The following is a 22,734-nucleotide window of genomic DNA, read 5'->3' as shown; positions in this document are numbered from 1 at the left end:
GGTACTTCCTCAGGTCTGTGATTGCGGCGGTCGGTGTTTTCCGCCGTCAGTATTTGCGTAGCTCAACGGGCGACTGCCCGTGCCATTCCCTGCGCATCCAGTTCAGCGCCCCGTGGAGGACGGCCTCGGCGGACTGAGTGCTGCCGGTGAGGGCTCGCAGGACGAAACCCGGCACGGCCAGGCGGGTGATCCCCAGGAGTGCGCCCGACGACGCCGGCGGCAGCAGGACGCCGAGCTCCTCGCGGAGCCGCTGCACGGCGTCGTCGTCCGCACGCGGGTCGACCACGAGCAGAGTGGCGAGGTGCGAGTGTCCGCCGAGCATGAGGCGGGCAGTGCCGCCCTGGTCCGGGCGCAGCAGGAGATTGTCGGAGACCGCCAGCCGGTCCCCCACGTGCACGCGGGTGCGCAGGGACACCTCGTCGAAGCGGAACGGCGTGCCGTCGGGCGCCCAGCCATGCGTGACGGTCTCGGCGAGGGCGAGCGACGCCATCGGATGCATCCACACCTCGGTGTCCTGGTGGTAGCTGGCGGCCTGATAGGCGATCAGCGCGTCCGGAACGGATTCGAGGCGCGCGCCAGCCTCCAGGCGGAACTCCTGGCTCGACCGGGCGGGCCCCTGAGGCGTGCGGTAGACCTTCGTGGCCGATTGCGTGGTCAGCAGAAGGGCAGTGTCCGCGCCCAGCTCGGCGCCGAGCACGTACCGGTCCCCGCCCAGATAGCCGCCGCCCGGGTTGATGGCGGTGACCAGGACCTGCTCAGCCTGCCCAAGCTGCCCGGTCTGTTCCGCGGTCCCCTGCTCGGCGGTCCTCTGACCGGGGGACCAGGCCTGGTCCCCCGGATAGAGCGGCCGGAGCATCCGGAGTGCACCGGAGTGGAACTGCCCGGCGACCACGGAGCGGCCGTTCCGTGCCTCGAGCCGGAGGCGCACCTCGCCGGTGAGCGGCTCGGCAGGAGAGCCCGACGGCTCCACCGGGCCGGACTCAGGAGCCCCGTGGGACCCGACAGCCCCGCTGGACTCAACCGTCATGGTCACGCGAGGTCCGTCATGAGCACGTCCCGGCGGATCCAGTTCAGCACATAGTCCAGGCCGTCGTCGGTCTTGAGGTTGGTGAAACAGAACGGGCGGTCTCCGCGGAACGACCGCGAATCGCTCTCCATGACGGCCAGGTCCGCGCCCACATGCGGCGCCAGATCCGTCTTGTTGATGACCAGCAGGTCCGACTTGATCATGCCCTGCCCGGCCTTGCGCGGGATCTTCTCCCCCTGTGCCACGTCGATGACATACACGGAGAAGTCCACGAGTTCCGGGCTGAAGGTGGCCGAGAGGTTGTCACCGCCGGATTCGACGAAGATCAGTTCCAGCCCCGGATGACGTTCCTTGAGGTTCTCGATCGCGGCCGTGTTCATGGAAGTGTCCTCACGGATTGCCGTGTGCGGGCAACCGCCCGTCTCCACGCCGACGATCCGGTCCTCCGGGAGCACTCCGTTGCGCGCCAGGATCTTCGCGTCCTCGATCGTGTAAATGTCATTCGTGATGGCGGCCATCGAGAAATCGTCGATGAGCGCACGGGTCACGCGCTCCACCAACTGGGTCTTCCCGGCGCCCACGGGGCCGCCGATGCCGATGATGACGGGATCGTTCATGGTCTGCTCCTCAACTGGCGAACATGCGCGCACGCTGGTGCTCGTGCCGCATCTGATGGATTTCAAGGGCGGGCGCCGCGGCGCCGAAATGGCGCTCCTCGGCGGTCCTGGACCGTTCGACGGCGGCGGGCACCCGGGCGCGCACGCCCGCCAGGACGCGCTGCCCGGAGAGCTGGCCCAGCGGGATGGCCCGCACGGCGTTGTAGGCGAGGGAGGTCAGCGCCGCCGAAAGGTGCGCCTCCACCACGGTGTCCTCGTCGAAGCCGAGCCCCTGGGCCGCGAGGGCGAACGCGAGGACGAAGTGGCCCTGACAGTCCCCCGCGGCCACCGCGTCGGCGTAGGCGTCCACGGCCGGCGACGGGAACGACTCCCGGGCGATCTCGAGCAGACGGCGGCCCATGCGCAGGCTCGCCTCCCGGAGCTGGCGCGGGATGAGCAGCGCGCCGAGTTCGGCGTCGAGCTCCTGAAGACCGGCGAGGGCCGCTCCCCCGGGTCGCTCCCGCAGCGCCGTCGCCAGCCGGCAGGCCCGGCGCACCGCGATGGCGTCCGTGAACGTCAGCTGGGTGCTGAGGTACCCCTCCAGCCACGCCAGCAGGGTGTGCTCGTCCGTCACCTCGCCGCTGTCCAGGTACGGTTCCAGGCCGAAGGAATGGCTGAACGCACCGGTCGGCAGGGCCGAGTCGGTGAGCTGGAGGAGCGCCGCGACGCTGGGGCCGGTTCCGGTCATCAGTGGGTGTGCTCCGCGTGACGGAACGGCACGGCCATGACCCGTTCCTGGCGGCTGTACGGCACCTGGTGGTGGTTCAAGAAGTCCTCCACGGTGTGGTCGTACTGGCACACCATGACCTCCGCGGCATAGTCCGAGTCCGGCCCGAAGAACTGCGCCTGCAGATGGCGGTTGCCGAGCGAGTGGGCCGTGAACAGAGCCTCCCCGATGCTCCGCGGCGCGATCACCAGCACGTCGCTCGCCTCGACCGCCACCACGACGGCGTTCCCCTCCTCCGCGAACAGCACGTCGCCGTCGCGCAGATCGGGTGAGCCGGCCGGCAGCCGGATGCCGAGCTCGCGGCCGTGGTCACTCGTCACGCGCTGAATCCGCTTGGCCAGGTCTGCCACGGGGAGGGTGACCTTCTCGCGGTGGCCGGCCGGGAAGGGGTGGTCCTCGTCATGGACGTTGCCGAGGATGCTGGTCACGATCATGGTCGTCTCTTTCTCCGGGTCCGGACTGGAACAGGTGTCAGAACAGGAAGTACCGCTGGCCGAGAGGCACGGTGTCCACGGGATCGCAGGTCACGACCACCCCGTCCACGCGCACCTCGTAGGTCTGCGGGTCCACGTCGAGCCGCGGGGTCTCCCCGTTGAACGGCAGGTCCTGTTTCCGCAGCGTGCGGATGCCGTGGACCGGCCGGATGACCTTCTTCAGCCCCAGGGCTGCGGGCACGCCCGCGTCCACGGCCGCCTGTGAGAGGAAGGTGATCGAGGAGGCCTGCACGCTGCCGCCGTAGGCGCCGAAGGCCATGCGGAGGGTCTGCGGCTGGGGCGTGGGGATCGAGGCGTTCGGGTCTCCCATCACGGAGTTGGCGATCGTGCCGCCCTTGAGGACCAGGTCCGGCTTCACTCCGAAGAACGCCGGATCCCAGAGGACCAGATCGGCGAATTTGCCCACTTCGACGCTGCCCACCGAGTCCGCGATGCCCTGCGCGATGGCGGGATTGATCGTGTATTTGGCGACGTAGCGCTTGATGCGGAAGTTGTCCGAGTCCGTGCCGGCGTCCGGTGCCGTCGTGCTGCCGTCGGCGTTCAGGTGGCCGCGCTGGGCCTTCATCTTGTCGGCCAGCTGCCACGTGCGGGTCACCACTTCCCCCACGCGGCCCATGGCCTGCGAGTCGCTCGACATGATCGAGAACACCCCGAGGTCATGCAGCACGTCCTCGGCGGCGATGGTCTCGGGCCGGATGCGTGAATCGGCGAACGCCACGTCCTCGGGGATCGCCGGGCTCAGGTGGTGACACACCATGAGCATGTCCAGGTGTTCCTCGGCCGTGTTGCGGGTGAAGGGGATGGTCGGGTTGGTCGAGGCCGGCAGGACATTGGGCTGGGCCGCGATCGCGATGATGTCCGGCGCGTGACCGCCGCCGGCGCCCTCCGTGTGGAAGGTGTGGATCACCCGGTCCCCGATCGCCGCCACCGTGTCCTCCAGGAAGCCGCATTCGTTCAGGGTGTCCGTGTGGATGGCGACCTGCACGTCGTATTCGTCCGCGACCTGCAGCGCCCTGTCGATCGAGGAGTGCGTGGCGCCCCAGTCCTCGTGGATCTTGAGCCCGATGGCGCCGGCGCGGATCTGCTCCGCGAGAGGCTCCGTGGTGCTGGCATGCCCCTTGCCGAGCAGGCCGATGTTCATCGGGAACGCCTCCGCGGCCTGGAGCATGCGGCCGATGTGCCAGGAACCCGGGGTGACCGTGGTGGCCTTGGTGCCTTCCGCCGGTCCCGTGCCGCCGCCGATCATCGTCGTCACGCCGGAGGCCAGAGCGGTGGGGATCTGATCCGGGGAGATGAAGTGGATATGGGTGTCGAGGCCACCTGCGGTGAGGATCTTGCGTTCCCCCGCGATGATCTCGGTGGACGAGCCCACCACGATGTCCACGCCGTCCTGGATGAGCGGGTTCCCGGCCTTGCCGATCGCCTGGATGTGGCCGTCGCGGAGCGCGACGTCGGCTTTGTAGATCCCGCTGTGGTCGACGATGAGCGCGTTGGTGATGACCGTGTCCGGGACGTCGCCGCCGTCGCGCGTCACCTGGCCGTTCTGCCCCATGCCGTCGCGCAGCACCTTGCCGCCCCCGAACACCACTTCCTCGCCGTACACCGTCAGGTCCCGCTCCACCTCGGCGAACAGCCCGGTGTCACCGAGCCGGACGCGGTCACCAGTGGTGGGCCCGTAAAGCTGGGCGTACTGCGTGCGCGGGATCGCGAGGTTCGGCAGGCCACCTTCTTCATCCGCAGCCGACAACGACGGCGCCGTGTCATCCAGCGGGCCCTCGGTCAGTCCACGGAGGCCGTACACCTCGCGCGCCCCGGCGAGCGGGACGAGCCGCACGGTCTTGGTGTCGCCCGGCTCGAAGCGCACGGCCGTGCCGGCCGGGATGTCGAGCCGGAGCCCGTGCGCGGCCTGACGATCGAAATCGAGCCCGCGGTTGGTCTCGGCGAAGTGGAAATGCGATCCGACCTGGACCGGCCGGTCGCCCGTGTTGGTGACGGCGATCTCCGTGACGGGACGGCCCGCGTTGAGCGTGATGTCGCCGTCCGCCACCAGGGTCTCGCCCGGCGTGAAGGACGGGGACGAAGCGGTGCTGTTCTCGATGCTCATGGCTCGGCCTAACGGATCGGTTCGTGGACGGTGACGAGCTTGGTGCCGTCGGGGAAGGTGGCCTCGATCTGAACGTCGTGGATCATCTCCGGCACCCCGTCCATGACGTCCTCGCGACGGAGGATCGTGGCGCCCCAGGACATCAGGTCTGCCACCGATCGGCCGTCCCGCGCCCCTTCGATCAGTTCGTAGCTGAGGATGGCGATCGCTTCGGGATAGTTGAGTTTCAGCCCGCGCGCCTGTCTGCGCCGCGCCAGATCGGCGGCGACCACGATCATCAGTTTTTCCTGCTCACGTGGGGAAAGACGCATGGGGAGGCTCCTGCGGACAGGAGTGACGGTTCAGGGGCTCCGGCACTCACGGGGTGGGGGGAATTTGATCGTACGACCACACGCGGCGGATCTGTTTCATGGGGCAACAGAACCGTGGCGTGTCGCCGTTTGTTACCGACAGGCTCACGGCCGTCGCTGCCTCACCGCGGATCGGCAGGCAGGACGTGCGCGCCGCTGCGGTCCGTCGCGAGAGCGAGCGAGGACACGTAGCGGATCTCGCCCTCGGGCCCGTCCACGGCGGAGCGGATCATGTCCGGGCGTTCGAATTCCAGCCCCGTGACGTGGCACAGCAGCGTCTCCCCGGAGGGGTTGCCGTGCTCGTCGAACATCGGCAGGTCAACGCCGTCGTCGGCACGGCGCAGGTAGTACTTGCCGCGGGTCAGGATCGCCATGAGCGGGGTGGCGATGAACGCGACCAGCACGGCGACCACGGGCGAGAACGGCTGGATCGCGGGACCGAAGGCCCCGAAGAAGACGGCGATGGAGAGGCCCGCCGAGAGGATCATCGAGACGAAGCCGACCGGATTAATCGCGTAGAGCATGCCACGGCGGAACTCCGGCACCTTCGGGGAGATCTTCAGGACGTACTTGTTGATCCCGATGTCCGTGGCGACCGTGACCACCCACGCCATGGCGCAGTTCGCGTAGAAGCCGAGGATCGCGTTGAGGAAGGAGAACATGTCCGCCTCCATCAGGACCAGGGCGATGCCCACGTTGACCACCACGAACACGAGCCGCCCCGGGTAGCGGCGAGTGAGCCGCGTGAAGGAGTTGGTCCAGGCCAGCGAGCCGGAGTAGGCGTTGGTCACGTTGATCTTGATCTGCGAGATGACCACCAGGACCACCGCGAGCGTCATGGCGAGCCACGGCGGCATCATCTCCCGGTAGACGCCCAGGAACTGGTGCACCGGCTCGTTCGCCGTCGCCGACGCCGCCGGGTCCAGCCGCGCGACGAGGTACACCGCGATGAACAGGCCGACCGCCTGCTTGATGGCGCCGAACACCACCCAGCCCGGGCCGGCCAGGATCACCGCGCGCCACCAGGAGCGGCTGTTCTCCGGCGTCTTGGGCGGCATGAAGCGCAGGTAATCGATCTGTTCGGCGATCTGCGCCATGAGCGAGAGGCAGACACCGGCGGCGAGCATGGCCGAGGCGAGATCCACCCCGCCCTGCCCCGAGGTGCCCTGGTAACTGAGGAAGGCGCCGAGCGAATCCGGGTGCGCCGCCACGAGGTAGACGAGCGGCACCACCATGAGCAGGAGCCACAGCGGGGTGGTCCAGACCTGCAGCTTCGCCAGGGCGTTCATGCCGAAGATGACGAGCGGGATGATCAGCGCGGAGGAGATCAGATAACCCAGCCAGCGCGGGATGCCGAGCCCCAGCTCGAGACCCTGCGCCATGATCGAGCCTTCGAGGGCGAAGAAGATGAAGGTGAAGACGGCGAAGATGACGTTGGTCAGGATGGAACCGTAGTAGCCGAAGCCGGATCCGCGGGTGATGAGGTCCAGGTCGATGTTGTAGCGGGCCGCGTAGTAGGCCAGCGGGAAGCCGGTCACGAAGATGATGACGGCCGCGATCGCGATGCCGAGCAGCGCGTTGACCGTGCCGTAGGCCATGCCGATATTGGCGCCGATGGCGAAGTCGGCCAGGTACGCGATGCCGCCCAGCGCGCTGGTCGCGACGACGCCGACGCCCCACTTCCGGTACGAGCGCGGCGCGAAGCGGAGGGTGTAGTCCTCCAGGCTCTCGCGGGTCGCCGCCTGGGCGGCGGCGTCCTGCGAGGACGCGTGCTGAGCCGGTGGGGTCTGAGGTGTGGTGAGGGTGTCCTGCGTCAAGAGCTGCCTCCTGGTGATCGGATGAGGTTCCTGCTCAGCACGCTACGGAGCCACGATGCCCCCGGGATGACGCCGGTGTTTCGGCGAGGTATCGACGTGTGTCGGCAGCGTAAATCCGCGTTTCGGCGACATTTCGCGGAAGCGGCCGCGAAGCCGTCTCGCACCACTTGCCTGTGAATCAGATCACGTGTATCTTCAACTTTTGTGGTCCTCTGAGGCCACGAAGGATTGTCACCCGGGATGAACCGGGGCAAGACCTAGGAAACACCCCTGCGGGTGGGTCCTAGGTCTTTTGTCGTTTCCGGGCCAGTGCGGGCACGGAACACAGGAAGAAAGGACCCACCATGGCATCGGTCGATTACCGGTCGCTGGCCGCCGACATCCTGCGGGAGGTCGGCGGGGAGGACAACGTGTCCAGCGCCGTGCACTGCGCCACCCGGCTGCGCCTGCGCCTCAAGGACGAGGGGAAGGCGGACACCGCCGCCGTCGAGAAGCTCCCCGGCGTCATCACCGTGATGAAGGCGGGTGGCCAGTACCAGGTGGTCATCGGCAACGACGTCCCCACCGTGTACGCGGAGCTGAGCCGGATCACGCGCTTCGGCTCCGAGGACGCGGGCGCCGCCGGGGGCGACGCTCCCTCCCAGGGCAATCTGTTCAACCGCTTCATCGACATGGTCTCCGGGATCTTCACCCCGATGCTGTGGCCCCTGGCAGGGTCGGGCCTCTTCAAGGCCTTCCTCACCATGGCCACCACGTTCGGCTGGATCAAGGCTACCGACCAGAGCTACATCATCCTGGCCGCGGCCGCCGATGCGCTCTTCTACTTCCTGCCGGTCTTCCTCGCTGTCACCGCGGCCCGCCGTTTCAAGGCGAACCAGTTCACGGCCATGGCGATCGCCGGCGCCCTCGTCTACCCGACCATCGTGGCCCTCGCGGCCGACGGCAAGCCCGTAGCGTTCGCCGGGATCCCCGTCGTGATGATGAACTACACCAGCTCAGTCATCCCGATCATCGTGGCGGTCTGGCCGCTCGGCTACCTCGAGCGCTTCCTCGCGAGGATCCTCCCCTCGGCCGTCCGCAATTTCCTGGTCCCGCTCCTCAGCATCGCGATCATGGTCCCGCTGACCCTCATGACGGTCGGCCCGGTCACCACCTTCGTCTCCGCCGGCATCTCGAACGGCGTCTCGGCGATCTTCGGCTTCGCCCCGTGGCTGGCGGGCGCCATCATGGGCGGCCTCTGGCAGGTCTTCGTCCTCTTCGGCCTGCACTGGGGCTTCGTCCCGCTCATGGCCACCGATCTCGCGACCCTGCACTACTCGATCATGTTCGGCCCCGTGGTCCCGGCCGTGCTCGCCCAGGCCGGTTCGATGCTCGCCGTCGCCCTCCGCAGCCGGAGCGCCAAGCGCCGGGCCGTGGCCGCGCCCGCCGCCCTGTCCGGATTCCTGGCCGGTGTGACCGAGCCGGGCATCTACGGCGTCAACCTTCCCCTGAAGAAGCCGTTCTACTTCGGCATCGCGGGCGGCGCCGTCGGCGGTGCGATCGCGGGCATGGGCGGCAGCGCGGCCACGGCGTTCGTGTTCCCGTCGCTGCTCTCCCTTCCCGCCTTCTCCCAGGTCGGCAGCTTCGCCGTCCTCATGCTGGGCGTCCTGGCCGCGGTCCTCATCGCCTTCCTCCTCACCTTCTTCTTCGGCCCCCGTGAGCAGGCGGACGACGACGCCGCGGCCACGGCCGTGCAGGAACAGTCCGGCTCCGCAGTGGCAGCCGTCGGGAACATCACCGTCCTGGCCCCCGTCACCGGGGCGGTCGTCGCCTTGGCCGACGTCCCGGACAAGGTCTTCGCCTCGGGCGCGATGGGCGCGGGCCTCGGCATCGTTCCCGAAGAGGACCGGGTCTACTCCCCCGTCTCCGGCACCGTCCAGGCCGTCATGAAGACCGGCCACGCCTACGGCATCAAGTCGGACGACGGCGTCGAGGTGCTGGTGCACATCGGCATCGACACCGTGCAGATGAAGGGCGAGGGATTCGTCTCCGCCGTGTCGCGCGGTGACCACGTCGAGGCCGGCGCTCTGCTCGCCATCGTCGACCGCGCCAAGGTCCTGGAGGCCGGCTACGACACCACCACCCTCATGGTGGTCACCAACACCAAGGACCTCACCGCCGTCGTGCCCCTCGCCCAGGGCCGCCTGACGCACGGGGTGCCGGCGCTCGACGTCGAACTCTGATCCGGTCCCGAAGAGAACAAGGAGCACCAGCATGAGCAACACCGTGACCCGGCCCGCGACCGGCCCCTTCCCGGAAGGCTTCCTCTGGGGCGGCGCGACCGCCGCGAACCAGGTGGAGGGCGCCTACGCCGAAGGCGGCAAGGGCCTGTCCATCCAGGACGTCATGCCGCACGGCATCACCACGCCCCCGACCGAGGGCCCCACGCCGGACAACCTGAAGCAGGTCGCCGTGGATTCGTATCACCGGTATGCGGAGGACATCGCGCTCTTCGCCGAGATGGGGTTCAAGGTCTACCGCTTCTCCATCGCGTGGAGCCGCATCTTCCCGCGCGGCGACGAGGCCGAGCCGAATGAGGAGGGCCTCGCGTACTACGGCCGTGTCCTGGACGAGCTGGAGAAGCACGGCATCGAGCCCCTCGTGACCATCAGCCACTACGAGACCCCGCTGCACCTCGCCCGGCAGTACGGCGGCTGGACCAACCGGGAGCTGATCGGGTTCTACGAGCGGTACTGCCGGGTGCTGTTCGAGCGCTTCGGCTCCCGCGTGAAGTACTGGCTCACGTTCAACGAGATCAACTCGGTCATCCACGAGCCGTTCATGTCCGGCGGCATCCCGACACCGCGCGAGGACCTGACGGACTCCGACCTCTACCAGGCCATCCACCACGAGCTCGTGGCGTCCGCCCGGGTGACGCGCCTGGCCCGCGAGATCATGCCGGAGGCCAGGATCGGCTGCATGATCCTCGCGCTGCCGGTGTACCCGCTCACGCCCGCGCCGGCCGACGTCGTGAAGGCGATGGACACCGCCCACGCCAGCTACGCGTTCGGCGACATCCACTGCCGCGGTGAGTACCCGGGCTACCTCCTACGCTTCTTCCGGGACAACGGCATCGAACTGGACATCACAGACCAGGACCGAGAGGACCTGCGGAACACGGTCGACTTCGTCTCCTTCAGCTACTACATGAGCATCTGTGAGACCGCCGATCCGGACCACCAGGTCCAGGGGCCCGGGAACATCATGGGCGGTGTGCCCAACCCGACCCTCGAGGCCTCCGAATGGGGCTGGCAGATCGACCCGCAGGGCCTGCGCGTGGTGCTGAACGACTACTGGGAACGCTGGCAGAAGCCGCTCTTCATCGTGGAGAACGGCCTGGGCGCCAAGGATCAGCTGGTCGAGGTGGACGGCGTGAAGACCGTGGAGGACGACTACCGGATCCGCTACCTGAACGACCACCTCGTGCAGGTGCGCGAGGCCATCGCCGACGGCGCGCAGGTGCTCGGCTACACCACGTGGGGCTGCATCGACATCGTCAGCGCCTCCACAGCGCAGCTGAGCAAGCGCTACGGCTTCATCTACGTGGACCGGAACGACGACGGCTCGGGCACCCTGGAGCGCCACCGGAAGAAGTCTTTCGGCTGGTACCGGGACATGATCGCCGCCAACGGCGCCAACCTCGTCTGACCTCTTCCGCATCCCTGCCGTGTGGCGGGACCGCCCGGTCCCGCCACACAGCCGTATCCTCTCCCCAGGAGCTCCCCCGGGGGGTTCCGCCCGATTCCGACAGACAGGCAGCACCCATCGTGGAGATCCTCCGCGTTTTCAACAACAACGTCGTCCTGGCCCGCAACGACGCGGGGCAGGAGACGATCCTGACCGGCCGCGGCCTCGGGTTCCAGGCCAAACCGGGCCAGCAGGTGGACCCGGCCAAGGTGATCCGGGTCTTCGTGCCGGAGAACGGCCGCGATCCGGACAATTTCGGCGCCGTGGTCGCGGCGATCCCGCCCGAGCATCTGCTGCTGGCCGATCAGGCGCTCAAGGCCGTGTCCGCCGAGTTCAGCGACGCCGTGGGATCGACGCTCCTGGTGGCCCTGGCCGATCACCTGAGCTTCGCCATCAAGCGCGTCCGGCAGGGCATCCGGCTCGAGTATCCGCTGCGCTCCGAGGTCCTGCACCTCTACCCTCACGAGTTCCGCATGGCCCGCCGGATCGTGGAGCATGTCAACGCCACCGTGGAGGTTCGCCTCCCGGAGGAGGAGTCCGTGGCGGTGGCCCTGCACCTGGTCAACGCGGGATTCTCCACGGGAAATCTGGCGTACACCTACCGCATGACGGGCGTGCTGACCCAGTTGTTCGAGGTCATGGAGACCGCCTACGGGCGACCCTTCGACCGCGACTCGGTGAACGCGGCCCGCTTCATCACCCACCTGCGGTACTTCTTCGTGCGGGCCCACTCCGGGCGTCAGCTCAACGAAGGGAATGACAAGCTGTTCACCGCGATCCGGGAGGCCTACCCGGCGGATTACGCCACCGCCGTGAAGCTCCAGTCCGTGCTGGAACTCCGGCTGGATCAGGAGCTCACGGACGACGAGGTCGCCTACCTCACCCTGCACCTGGCCCGCATGGCGGACGATTCCCGGGGCTGAGCGGGCGGGGCCGGCTGGTGTGGCCCCCGGGTTTGGCGGCCGGGCCCGGGCAGGCTTCCCGGCCGGGTGTCAGCCCAGCAGGCCGAGTTCCGCCAGCGCGCGGGCCACACCGTGCTCCGCGGGACCGGCCGTCATCCGATCCGACACCGCCATGAGGTCCGGCGCCGCACCCTCGACGGCGATCCCGATCCCCGCGTACTCCAGCATCTCCAGGTCGTTCGCGCTGTCACCGATCGCGATGATGTCCTCCCGGGCCAGTCCGAGATGGTCCTGGACCACCTGGATGCCCACCGCCTTGTGGGTTCCCGCGACAAAGATCTCGCCAGCAGTGTCACCGAGCGCCGACAGGGAGCTGGGCACGAGCCCCACCTCGGGGCCGAGTTCGGCGATCACCTGGGTCAGTGGGGTGTCCGAGGCGAAGCAAGACACCTTCGCGAAGGAGGTGCCGCGCAGGTCATCGGCATACTGCATGGGGCCGAGGATGTCCGCCGCGGGGTCCACGGTGGCACTGTGCCGTCCCGGGCTCGTCTCCCGCCCCGCGAAGATGGGGGCCAGGACCTCGCGGAGCCGCTGATCCACCCCGTGGCGGCCGTGCAGGGCATGCGGGGCCTCCAGGATGTAGGCGGCGTGGTGGGCGTCGAGAGCCTCGATCACGCGATCCGCCAGTCCCTGCTCGAACCGGGTGTCCCGCAGGGTCTCACCGCCCACGTCCACGCGGGCGCCGGCTCCGGAGACAACGCCGTCGAACCCAGGGGCCAGGATGCGGTCCGCGATCATCGCGAGGGGCCGGCCGGTGCACAGGAACACCTTGTGCCCGACGCTCCGCGCCAGCTGAACCGCCTCGACATGCGCGTCCGGGACCAGGCCGTGATCCGCGTAGGTGCCGTCGATGTCCAGGAAGACGGCACGGGGACGGAAGGGCTGCTGGCTGGTCACGCGGGAACTCCTCGGGTTGATGTCGGCCCTTCCGATCCTATCGGCTGACCACTCCCCTCCGCGGGTCGGCGACCACCCAGTGGACACGACGACGGCTGCCTCCCGCCGTGCCTCGCGGCGACGGCGCCTCCGCGGGGCTCAGCCGAGCGGGCTCCCCACGAGTCCCCAGGACGGTTCCGGTTCGATCCCGAGCAGGGACAGGATATGCGGGTGGACGTCCGCATGGTCCACATCAGTGCGCTGGCCGGGGCCGCCGAGACCGGGACCTGCGGCGCACATCCAGGCCGTGCGTTCCTCGTCGCTGTCGCCGCCGTGGTGCCCGGCGTCGCGATGTCCGTGGTCGGTCAGGACGATCACGGTCCAGTCCTCCTCGCCCCGGGTGGGACGCTGTTCGATCGCGGCGAGCATGACGCCGATCTGCTCGTCACAGCGCTCAATCGCCTCCTGATACCGCGGGGTGACGCCCTCGTGGTGCCCGACCATGTCGACCAGGAGAAGGTACGCGAACGTGACCGTCGGCGCGTCGTGGAGCAGCGTCCGCGCCACCCGGGACGTGACCGCCTCGTCCATGACCTCGATGACGTCGAGTTCCCCTTCCTCGGAGTCGACCGGCAGGCCTGGCCGGTACCCGCCCGGCGCGAACACCGGACCACCGGCGGACTCCGTCACTAGGGGTCCCCAGGCCGCCGCGGCGAATGTGGTGGCCCCGGGCACGTGCTCCCGCACGCGCCTCAGGAAGTCCGGGTACTCCTCAAGGCGATGACCCGCGAGCTGATTGTCCCGGATGCCGTGGACGTCGGAGTAGACGCCGCTCGCGACCGTGGACCACACCGGCCCGGAGATGGTGGGGTTGCGCTCGTCGACACGCACCGGCGCCAGGAATCCCTGCCGTGCCAGCGCGTCGAGATGCGGGGTGTGGGCTTTCAGGAGGCTGTCGTGACGGCAGCCGTCCACGCCGATCACCAGGATGTGCTGCTTCTTCGCTGCGGGCATGTCGTCTGCCGCCTTTCGGTGTGCTGGTGGTGCCGCCGGGTCTGGCCACGGCGCGGGGCGTGACGGAGCCACGCCCACTCTCGCAGGCCGGGAGCCGGACCTCAAGGAGGCCCGGCGCCCGGCCGGCTCGGTGGTGAGAGCTGGTGCGGTGAGACCCGGTCAGCGCGTCGAGATCTCGCTGACCGCCAGATTGCCCCAGGTCAGATTGGCCGCCTTGACGACCAGCCGGATCTTGCCCGTCGTCACGGCGGACGGCAGCTGGACCGTCTTCCGTTCGACGGCCGCGGAGTTCCCGGTCCAGCCCAGCTGAGCGTTGGAGAGCTGTGTGACCCAGGCGGAGCCGTCCCAGCTCTGCACATCGACGGTCTTGATGCCCTGGCCGGCGCCGAAGATGGTCGCCAGCTCCACCGCCTTCACGGTCCTGGGGCTCGCGAACTCCAGGGTGATGTTCCCAGGGAACTGGACCCCGCTGGACGGACTCGCCCAGGGGGTCAGATCGCTGCCGTCGGCGATGGCGGCGGGCACGGTGGACTGACCGTTGCCGAAGCTCGTCGTCACCGTCGGCGCCGCCTCGTTCAGGCCCGCTCCCGCAGTCGACTGCACCGCGCCGAGATCCGCCATGCCCGAGGGCAGCAGCGTGCCGCGGACGTCCCGGCCGCCGTCGAACGGGATGTCCAGTCCCTGCGCGGTGGCGAGCGATCCCGCGGTCGGGGCGTAGCCGGCCAGGTCGTTGATCGAGGTGGCAGCACCGGGCGCGCTCAGGCCGGCCGTTCCGCTGAGGGCGGCGCGTTCACGGGCCGGGATGGGTCCGCTCTGGTAGAAGTTCCGGTCGTAGCTCACCGCGGCGGAGTCGCGGTAAGCGAGGCCCGCGCCGTTGTAGATGATGTTGTTGCGGAAGCTGACATTGGAGACCGAGGTGTTCCAGACCTTGACCATGCTGAATTCGGCGCGGTCCGGGTTGTTGGCGATGAACGGCGTCAACGGGGTCCAGATGGTGTTGTTGTAGATGTCGATGTTCTTCGCGTTCGTGGACAGCGCGAAGATCTGATTGCCGTCGCCCTGGCTCACGTTGTAGCGGATGGTCGCCTCCGCGGGACCTGTGCCGGTGGAGACGGCGATGAAGAAGCCGCCCTCGTTGTCGTGGCTGTAGTTGTACTGCACCAGGCTGCGGTGCACGGAGGCGTCGGCATCGAAGCCGTTGCCATCGCTCGCCAGTCCCCAGTACTTGGTGCCGGACACCTCGTTGTGCTCGACCACCGTGTCATCGGCGCCGGCCCACCAGATGCCGACGTTGCCGTGGTTCTGGGCGGTCTCGTCCACCCGGTTGTGATCGATCCGGGCGCCTTGGGCCTGCATCACCGTGATGCCGCCGGCGGAGATGTCATGGACGGTGTTTCCCGTGACGACCGTGCCCGTGCTCGGCGTCCAGGCGCGGTAGCCGCCCGCGGGGACCGGCATGAAGTCCCAGAGGTCGTTCCAGCCTTCGCGCTGCATCCAGGAGGACCACGTCACGATGCCGTAGGAGCGCGAGTCGGCCACCTCATTGCCTTCGATCCGCAGGCCCCGGTAGAAGGTGGGGGTCGTGGAACCGAGGGCGGAGACGATGATCCCGCCCACCGAGGGATTCGAGGAGTCGTTGCCGCTCGTGGCCCCCTGGATCCCGTGGACGTAGCTGTTCCGGACGGTCACCCCGTCCACCGCACCGTAGTCGCGCGCCGTGACCTGGATGCCGATCCGCGGCGTGGCTCCGCCGCTGGTGTTGGTCACCTCCAGCCCGTCGATGGTGATGTCGTGCTCGTTCTCCACCTTCACGGCGGCGTCCACGGCGCCCGCGCCGTCGATCCGCGGCTTGGCTCCGGTCCCGTAGCCGCCGACGACGATCGGCTGGCCTGGCGAGCCGGAGCCGTGCGTGGCGAGCTGCCCGGTCCACTGCCCGCCCGCCTTGAACAGGATTCGGTCTCCCGGTCCGAACGTCTGGGCCGAGACCTTGGACAGGCTCTTCCACGCGGTCCCCGGGGACCGGCCGTCCGCCGTGTCGCTGCCCGCCGGGTCGACGTAGTAGCTGGTGGCGGTCTGCACTGCCGCCTGGATCCGGGCCGGCGCCGTGACCTCTCCCGGCAAGGCCACGGCGGGAGCCAGGCCTGTCGCCAGGAGGACACCGCTGCTGGCAAGGATGGCACCGATGGTGCTGGTCCGTCGCTTCATGGCACTCCTCATCGAGTTCAATAATGAAAGGAGTTTTAATTAAGTACAGGCGGTCCGGACCCGCGTCAAGAGTTTTCCCAGCCTCGCTGAACCAGAGAGCCGCAGTCAGGAGGCCGCGGCGAGGGGCGCGGGCAGCACGCTCTCGACGTCGTACAGCTGATCGTCCACCAGGTTCAGCGCATGGCGCAGCGCCCCGGACACGACCGCGCGCTCCCCCAGCGAGGACAGGCTGAGCTGGGGCGCCTCGATGCACAGCGGCGCCAGGTAGCGGGCGAGCGGCTCCAAGAGGATCTCCCCGGAGCGCGACACGCCGCCGCCCAGGACCACGAGTTCCGGGTCGAGCGTCAGGACCAGAGCGGCGATGCCTTCCGCCAGGTCGCTGGCATAGCGCTCGACCGCCCAGCGAGCCTCGGCGTCGCCGGTCTTGGCGGCGTCGAACACCGTGGCCGCCACGGATTCACCGGGCGTCCCCTCACTCAGACCGGAGAAGGCCGCGAGTCGCGACGGCGCGCGATGCCAGCCGACCAGCGGCAGCGCCCCGATCTCCCCGGACAGCCCACGGGCTCCGCGGTACAGCTTCCCGTTGATGAAAAGCCCCGCACCCGTCCTCATACCGCAGTGGATGTACGCGACCTCGCTGTAACCGGCGGCCACACCCTTCCAGGCCTCCGCCATGGCCGCAAGGTTGCAGTCGTTCTCCACCGCCACGGGGCAGGCGTAGTCCTCGGCGAAAGCGCCGGCCAGATCGGCCCCCTCCCACTCGGGCAGCGCCACGGAGTGGGTGACCACGCCCGCGGTGCTCACCGTGCCCGTGGTCCCGACGCAGACGGCGGACAGCGCGGACGGCGTCAGGCCGGCGTCGGCCACCGCCTGGGCCGCGGCGGCCCGTGCCGCCCGGAGGCGCGCCTCACGCCCGTCCCCGGGCAGGACCGGCGCGGAGGATGAGCCAACGGGCTCTCCCGCGAGATCCGCCACGACGGCCCGCACGGTCACCGATCCGATGTCCACGCCCATGACATGGCCGGCGTCCGCCCGGAATTCCACCAGGCGCCGAGGACGGCCCACCTGACCGGTCTCCGGATCATGGGAGAAAAGCCAGCCGGCCTCCAGGAGCGAGTCCACGATGCCCTCCACGGTGGGCCGGGACAGCCCACTCTGCGTGGCCAGCTCGGTCAGGCCCATCGCGCCCTGCTCACGGAGCAGTCGCATGGTCAGGACGGCGTTCTGCCGTCGCAGGCGGGAGGTGTCCCCTCGGCGCAATTCCACATTCACTCCTTCTCGAGGTCTTGACAGTTCCGTTCCCGGGACCTCAGATTAAAGAAACCTCTTTTAATTTCTATGGTCAGGGGAACCACGTGCAGTCTGCAAGTCCCATCGCGTCCACTCCTCCAGTGGACGCACCCACCCTCGCCGTGATCGGCGCCGGCCTCCGCAGCACGGTCTACGCCCAGCGGGCCCGGGCGACCGGCGCGGCGCGGATCGTCGCGGTCGCGGAACCGGACCCGGTGCGCCGCGAGCGGTTCGCCCGCGAACACGGCATCCCGGCGGAGAACGTCTTCAGCGGATGGGAGGATCTCCTGGCCGGCGAACGCCTGGCCGACGGCGTCATCATCGGCACCCAGGACCGGATGCATGCCGGACCGGCAGTGGCCGCGGCCGGGAAGGGCTATCACATCCTCCTGGAGAAGCCGATTGCGCCCACCGAGGAGGAGGCCACCCGCATCCTGGCGGCGGCGGAGGAGAACGACGTCATCCTGGCCGTCTGCCACGTCATGCGGTACTCCCCCTACACGCGGGCACTGCGGAAGATCCTCGAAGACGGCACTATTGGTCAGGTGATCAATGTTCAGCATCTGGAGCAGGTGGGCTGGTGGCATCACGCTCACTCCTTCGTCCGCGGCAATTGGCGCAAGGAGGCGGAATCCGCCTCGCTCCTTCTGGCCAAAGCTTGCCACGACGTCGATTGGCTTGCCTACATGATGGGAGCAATCCCACAGCGTGTCTCCTCCTTCGGGTCGCTGACCCACTTCACGGCGTCAGCCCGCCCCGTGGGCGCCGCCGACCGCTGCTGGGACTGCCCGCTTGAAGCGATCTGCCCGTACTCGGCCAAGCGTTTGTACCTGGGGTGTCTGGGTGATCCGGAGAAGGAGTTCTGGCCGCTGTCCGCCGTCACGGAGGACGCCACCCCTGAAGGGGTGGAGCGGGCGCTGCGCACCGGCCCGTACGGCCGCTGCGTCTACGCCTGCGACAACGACGTGGTGGACACCCAGACCGTCTCCCTCGAGTTCGGCGCCGGCGCGACGGCGACCATCACCGTCACGGCCTTCGCCGCCCTGGAACACCGCAAGACCCGGATCTTCGGGACGCACGGCTCGATCGACGGCGACGGCCGCCACCTCCGGATCCACGATTTCGTCTCGGACAGCTGGACCGAGATCGACACCGGCGGGGGCGACGACGCCTCCATGGCCGGCGGGCACGGCGGCGCCGACGAATCCCTGGCGGATGCCTTCTTCGACGCCCTGCGCCACGAGGATCCGTCCCGGATCCTCAGCAGCGGACGCGAGAGCCTCGACACCCACCGGGTGGTCTGGGCCGCGGAGACCGCCCGGAAGCAGGGCACCGTGGTCACGATCCCGCCGGCAGCACTTTCAGCGACACACCTTTCAATGACGAAACAGGAAGAATCGGAGTACACAGCATGAAGAACCAGAAACTGCGGGTCCTCACCGCCGTCGTCCTGGCCGGCGCGGTGGCCACCGGCGCCTCCGCGTGCGGCCAGAAGAACAGCGCCGCCTCGGCCGCCGAGCGGACGCTGAGCTATCGCTCCATCTGGAGCGCCGACGAGCCGCAGGCCAAGATCCTCAAGAGCGCCCTGGACGACTTCGCCCAGCAGGAAGGCGTCAAGGTCGACGTCAAGTTCGTCGGGCGCACGGGCGGTGACGCCCTGACCACCGAGATGGCCGCAGGGAAGGGGCCGGATCTGTTCGACGCCGGCTCGGACAATCTGCCCGCGTGGCGGGCCCAGAACCTGGCCGCCCCGGTGGACGACGTGCTGAAGATGCCCGTGCCGGGCGAGAACGGCAAGACGGTCGGCGATCTGGTGCCGGCAGCCCTGCAGAAGGCCGCCTCGGATGACAAGGGCCTGGGATTCCTTCCGCACACCGCCATCTCGACCGCCGTGTGGTTCGACGCCGCCAAGCACCCGGAACTCGCGTCCGCTCCCCCGAAGACCTGGGATGAGTTCGTCGCGTACCTGAACAAGGCCAAGGCCGCCGGGCGGACCCCGATCTGCCAGGACGGGACCGTCCCGTTCTACAACGTCTACTGGCTGTACTCCGCCCTGGTGAACGCGGGCGGCTCCGGCAGCCTGCTCGGTCTTCAGAAGACGTCGGACGCGTGGGACAAGCCCGAAGTCCTGGCGGCCGCGGGCAAGGTGGAGCAGCTGGCCAAGGGCGGCTACTTCCAGCCGAACTTCATCGCGACCAAGTACCCGGCCGCCCAGAACGACTGGGTTCAGGGCAAGTGCGATCTGAACATCAACGGCACCTGGCTGGCCAGTGAGGTCGCTTCCGCCACCCCGTCCGGCGCTCAGATCCGCTCCTTCCAGCTCCCGGTGGGCGGCAAGGACTCCGTGGAGGCAGGCGCACTGGGTCTCGGGGTGAACGCCAAGGGCAAGAACGCCGAAGATGCCAGGAAGTTCCTGGCCTTCTTCGAACAGTCCAAGTACCAGAAGCGCATCGCGGACGAGGCGAAGAACATCCCGGCCCGCAGCGACGTCCCCGCCCCGAAGGCCCTCTCGGATGCCCAGAAGGCGCTGGCCGAGGCCAAGGACGTGCACCTGACGTACGACACCGCCGCAGGCAACAAGGCCTGGTGGAACGACATGTTCCTGCCCCTGGACGACCAGCTCCTCCAGGGCAAGATCAGTGCCGCGCAGTTCGTCCAGCAGGGCAAGCAGAAGTCGGCTCAGATCATGGCCGGGCAGAAATGACCAGTCGCCTCGCGGATGCCGGGGCGGTCCCGCAGAGCCGGACCGCCCCGGCGGAGGTGGCCCGCAAGCCGCTGTTGCCGTCCCGGGAGAAAGTCTTCTGGGCCTTCCTCGGACCGGCCCTGGTGCTCTACACGCTGCTGTTCGTGGCGCCGTCCTTCTTCGGGGTCTGGGTCAGCCTGACCAAGTGGGCCGGTCCGGGTTCGGACATGTCCTGGCGTGGCCTGCAGAATTACGTGTCGCTCCTGGGCAATGAGGCCTTTCTCCGTTCCTTCGGCAACACCCTGGTGCTCGCGGTGGTCAGCGGGACGCTCGTCTTCGGCGTCACCTTCCTGAGCATGGTGGTGCTGCGCCAGCTGAAAGGCCGGGCGTTCATCCGCTCCGTGGTCTTCCTGCCGGTGATCATCTCCCCCATCGCGGTCGGCGCGGCCATCGGCTTCCTGCTGAACCCCGACGGCGTGGCGAACCGCATTCTCGGCTTCTTCGGCATCGCGCCGATCGGCTTCCTCGGACCGGACACCGTGTTCGCCTGCATCATCGGCGGGGTGGTCTGGTCCTCGACCGGCCTGTACATCGCGCTCATGCTCTCCGCCATGGATGCCATCCCGGAGGACCTCTACGAGGCGGCCCTTCTGACCGGCGCGTCGAAGTGGCAGCAGTTCCGCTTCATCACGCTGCCCCTCTCCTGGGACGTGTTCGCCGTGGCCTCGGTGCTGTGGGTGGTGAACAGTCTCAAGACCTTCGAGATCGTCATCGCCTTCACCACGGGCGGCGCGGTCGGCGTCCCGCCCATCCAGGCCCGCACCGTGGCGGTCCAGCAATACAACTCGGTGGTGGTGAGCGGCGGGGTGCCGGACCTCGGGGCCGGCGCCGCCATGGGCGTCATCGTGACCGTCCTGACCATCATCCTCATCGTCCTGGTCCGCCGGATCACGGCCCGCGAACAGGTGGAGCTCTCATGAAGAAACTCGGCCGTTTCTGCGGCAACGTCTTCGTCCCGTCCGTGACCGTCGCCGCCCTGTGGGTGTGGGTGGCGTTCAACCTGGTGCTGGTCGCCTGGATCGGCATCCAGTCGCTCAAGACCTCGGGCGACATCATCCAGAACCCGTTCGCCCTGCCCACCGACCCGCAGTGGAAGAACTTCGGCACGGTCTGGGAGCTCGGGCAGTTCGCCCAGGCGGCGCTCAACAGCGTGGTCGTCACGGGGCTCGGGGCGCTGCTCATCGTGGCGATCGCCGCGCCGGCCGCTTATGTGCTGGCCCGGTCGAGCAAAAGGGTGGCCGGCCCGCTCACGGCGTATTTCGCCGTCGGGCTCTCGATTCCGCTGCAGACGCTCGCGGTGCCGATCGTGGTGGCGAAGCTGGGTCTGAGCAGCTTCATGGTGGACTGGGTCACCGGTTGGTGGGACGACCGGATCACGCTGCTGATCTTCGAGGTCGTGTTCTCGCTGCCGTTCGCGGTCTTCGTCCTCACGGGCTTCTTCCGGTCCCTGCCGCACGAGGTGGAGGAAGCCGCGGAGGTCGACGGCGCGGGCCCGCTCACGCTGTTCCGGCAGATCGTGCTCCCGCTGGCGAAGCCGGGGCTGACGACCGTTCTGGTGCTCAACATCATCGGCCTCTGGAATTCGGCGTTGCTCGTGATGCTGATCGTGTCCGATCCGGAGCAGCGCACCCTTCCGGTGGCTCTGCTGAACCTGTACTCCGCCATGCAGTACAGCTCCGATTGGGGCGGCCTGTTCGCCGGGATCGTGATCCTCGTGTTCCCCATGGTCGTGCTGTACCTGTGGGTCGGGCGGAGGATCATCGACGGCATGACCGCCGGCATGGGCAAGTAGCGCCACCCGGGAAGACCTGAGTCAGGCCACGCGCCGTCGTCGCCGGATCATTCCGGCGACGACGGCGTCCACGGCGCCGATCACCAGCGCCACCAGCACGTATCGCCACGACATTCCCGCCGGTCCGAGCGCTGCGACGAAGGTCTCGCCGGCCGCTTCCAGCGCGTCCTGGGGATTGCGGAGGAGCACCCGGGAGCCCGCCGCGGCCATGATGCCGGTGAAGAGCGCCGGCACGATCCAGAGCAGGAGCAGCGCGACGATCCAGGCCAGCACACGGCCCACGCTGTGCACGCCGCACCAGGCCAGCACAGCGCCCACCAGGACGGCGGGGAGCCACTCCAGCAACGGCAAGGGGGACGCGATCCGGAACGGGCCATCCTGCGCGTACAGCAGCGTGCTGAGCCACGAGTCGAGGACGAGTGCGCCCACCGTCAGGCCCAGGGCCGCCCCTGGCACCGGCGCACGGGAGACGAGCACCGCGACCAGCAGGCCCACCACGATGGACGCGATGATCGCCCCCAGGATGGTCCCGAAGTAGAGATCGCTCCGCGAGTCCTCCGACAGTCCGGGTCGCACTTCGGACGCCGTCTGCGCGGTGGCCGCACCCTGCACGAGCAGGAGCCCCACCCAGGCCAGGACGAATCCCGCTGCCCGTCGTGGCCGGGCGGCCCTCCGGAGCAACAGGCCGGCCAGAGCCGAACCCGTCACCATCAGGGACACGAGCAGGATCAGGGAGTACTGGCTGAACGGCAGAGCGACCAGCGGCATCGCGTCCGGCGACGCCGCATCCGACCAGAGGTTCTGGAGCGGCAGTCGCATGCCCTGAACGAGCCACGGCAGCAAGCCCACCAGGGCACACACGACGCCGAGCAGGAAGCAGGCCCAGTCGGGCAGGCCGGAGCGCGTGCGTGAGCTGAGAGCTGGGGCCGTGTCCGTGTCCGTGGTGTCCAT

Annotated in this window: 19 protein-coding genes; 7 read left to right on the top strand and 12 right to left on the bottom strand. The window is 68.7% G+C overall.

All coding sequences use genetic code 11. The features are described from left to right. Positions 1-46: 46 nt before the first annotated feature. From AB6732_RS05580 to AB6732_RS05550, 7 genes are all read right to left on the bottom strand, one after another. Positions 47-1,027 (bottom strand): urease accessory protein UreD, encoded by a 981-nt coding sequence (locus AB6732_RS05580; protein ID WP_370959602.1) that lies wholly within the window; start codon positions 1,025-1,027, stop codon positions 47-49. Positions 1,028-1,029: 2 nt separating this feature from the next. Then, the gene (gene ureG, locus AB6732_RS05575) at positions 1,030-1,644 is read right to left on the bottom strand and encodes an urease accessory protein UreG (protein WP_370959022.1); all 615 of its coding nucleotides are present in this window, start codon (positions 1,642-1,644) and stop codon (positions 1,030-1,032) included. A 10-nt stretch (positions 1,645-1,654) separates the two neighbouring features. Next, the gene (locus tag AB6732_RS05570) at positions 1,655-2,371 is read right to left on the bottom strand and encodes an urease accessory protein UreF (protein ID WP_370959020.1); all 717 of its coding nucleotides are present in this window, start codon (positions 2,369-2,371) and stop codon (positions 1,655-1,657) included. Beyond that, positions 2,371-2,844, bottom strand: a complete 474-nt coding sequence (gene ureE / locus AB6732_RS05565; RefSeq protein ID WP_370959018.1) for an urease accessory protein UreE — start codon at positions 2,842-2,844, stop codon at positions 2,371-2,373. Before ureE ends, AB6732_RS05570 begins: the two co-directional genes overlap by 1 nt. Before the next feature lie 37 nt (positions 2,845-2,881). Then, complete coding sequence (gene ureC, locus AB6732_RS05560; protein WP_370959016.1) at positions 2,882-5,008, bottom strand: urease subunit alpha; 2,127 nt, start codon at positions 5,006-5,008, stop codon at positions 2,882-2,884. Between the two features lie 8 nt (positions 5,009-5,016). Beyond that, positions 5,017-5,319 carry an urease subunit gamma gene (locus tag AB6732_RS05555; RefSeq protein WP_208188992.1) on the bottom strand — a complete coding sequence of 101 codons (303 nt, stop codon included), beginning with the start codon at positions 5,317-5,319 and terminating at the stop codon, positions 5,017-5,019. 161 nt (positions 5,320-5,480) lie between these two features. Continuing rightward, positions 5,481-7,175 (bottom strand): cytosine permease, encoded by a 1,695-nt coding sequence (locus tag AB6732_RS05550; protein WP_370959014.1) that lies wholly within the window; start codon positions 7,173-7,175, stop codon positions 5,481-5,483. 344 nt (positions 7,176-7,519) lie between these two features. Here AB6732_RS05550 and AB6732_RS05545 point away from each other — a divergent pair, with 344 nt between their 5' ends. The 3 genes from AB6732_RS05545 (at position 7,520) to AB6732_RS05535 (ending at position 11,824) form a co-directional block, all read left to right on the top strand. After that, entirely contained in the window at positions 7,520-9,397 is a 1,878-nt protein-coding gene (locus tag AB6732_RS05545) for a beta-glucoside-specific PTS transporter subunit IIABC (protein ID WP_370959012.1), read from the top strand. 31 nt (positions 9,398-9,428) lie between these two features. Continuing rightward, the gene (locus AB6732_RS05540) at positions 9,429-10,862 is read left to right on the top strand and encodes a glycoside hydrolase family 1 protein (protein ID WP_370959010.1); all 1,434 of its coding nucleotides are present in this window, start codon (positions 9,429-9,431) and stop codon (positions 10,860-10,862) included. 119 nt (positions 10,863-10,981) lie between these two features. After that, positions 10,982-11,824: a PRD domain-containing protein gene (locus AB6732_RS05535; protein WP_370959008.1), complete on the top strand. Its 843-nt coding sequence runs from the start codon at positions 10,982-10,984 to the stop codon at positions 11,822-11,824. 69 nt (positions 11,825-11,893) lie between these two features. Here the strand turns inward: AB6732_RS05535 and AB6732_RS05530 are convergent, their stop codons facing one another. From AB6732_RS05530 to AB6732_RS05515, 4 genes are all read right to left on the bottom strand, one after another. After that, complete coding sequence (locus tag AB6732_RS05530; protein ID WP_370959006.1) at positions 11,894-12,760, bottom strand: HAD-IIB family hydrolase; 867 nt, start codon at positions 12,758-12,760, stop codon at positions 11,894-11,896. A 138-nt stretch (positions 12,761-12,898) separates the two neighbouring features. Continuing rightward, positions 12,899-13,753 (bottom strand): alkaline phosphatase family protein, encoded by an 855-nt coding sequence (locus tag AB6732_RS05525; protein WP_370959004.1) that lies wholly within the window; start codon positions 13,751-13,753, stop codon positions 12,899-12,901. 159 nt (positions 13,754-13,912) lie between these two features. After that, positions 13,913-15,958 (bottom strand): right-handed parallel beta-helix repeat-containing protein, encoded by a 2,046-nt coding sequence (locus AB6732_RS05520; protein WP_370959002.1) that lies wholly within the window; start codon positions 15,956-15,958, stop codon positions 13,913-13,915. Between the two features lie 105 nt (positions 15,959-16,063). Further along, positions 16,064-17,224: an ROK family protein gene (locus AB6732_RS05515; protein ID WP_370959000.1), complete on the bottom strand. Its 1,161-nt coding sequence runs from the start codon at positions 17,222-17,224 to the stop codon at positions 16,064-16,066. 125 nt (positions 17,225-17,349) lie between these two features. Between AB6732_RS05515 and AB6732_RS05510 the strand changes: the two genes are divergently transcribed. From AB6732_RS05510 to AB6732_RS05495, 4 genes are read left to right on the top strand one after another with little or no spacing between them, the layout of a single operon-like run. Beyond that, positions 17,350-18,663 carry a Gfo/Idh/MocA family protein gene (locus AB6732_RS05510; protein ID WP_370958998.1) on the top strand — a complete coding sequence of 438 codons (1,314 nt, stop codon included), beginning with the start codon at positions 17,350-17,352 and terminating at the stop codon, positions 18,661-18,663. After that, positions 18,660-19,952, top strand: coding sequence for an ABC transporter substrate-binding protein (locus tag AB6732_RS05505; RefSeq protein ID WP_370958996.1), 1,293 nt, complete (start codon positions 18,660-18,662; stop codon positions 19,950-19,952). Before AB6732_RS05510 ends, AB6732_RS05505 begins: the two co-directional genes overlap by 4 nt. After that, on the top strand, positions 19,949-20,911 hold the full coding sequence (locus AB6732_RS05500) for a carbohydrate ABC transporter permease (protein ID WP_370958994.1): 963 nt from the start codon (positions 19,949-19,951) through the stop codon (positions 20,909-20,911). The genes AB6732_RS05505 and AB6732_RS05500 overlap by 4 nt, the downstream gene beginning before the upstream one ends. Then, entirely contained in the window at positions 20,908-21,783 is an 876-nt protein-coding gene (locus AB6732_RS05495; RefSeq protein WP_370958992.1) for a carbohydrate ABC transporter permease, read from the top strand. The genes AB6732_RS05500 and AB6732_RS05495 overlap by 4 nt, the downstream gene beginning before the upstream one ends. 21 nt (positions 21,784-21,804) lie before the next feature. Here the strand turns inward: AB6732_RS05495 and AB6732_RS05490 are convergent, their stop codons facing one another. Further along, positions 21,805-22,734 (bottom strand): hypothetical protein, encoded by a 930-nt coding sequence (locus AB6732_RS05490; RefSeq protein WP_370958990.1) that lies wholly within the window; start codon positions 22,732-22,734, stop codon positions 21,805-21,807.

This window comes from Arthrobacter sp. RCC_34 (assembly GCF_041360795.1).
Classification (GTDB): domain Bacteria; phylum Actinomycetota; class Actinomycetes; order Actinomycetales; family Micrococcaceae; genus Arthrobacter_E.
The sequence above is the reverse complement of the archived record's forward strand: the minus strand, read 5'-3'. Positions and strand labels throughout refer to the sequence as shown.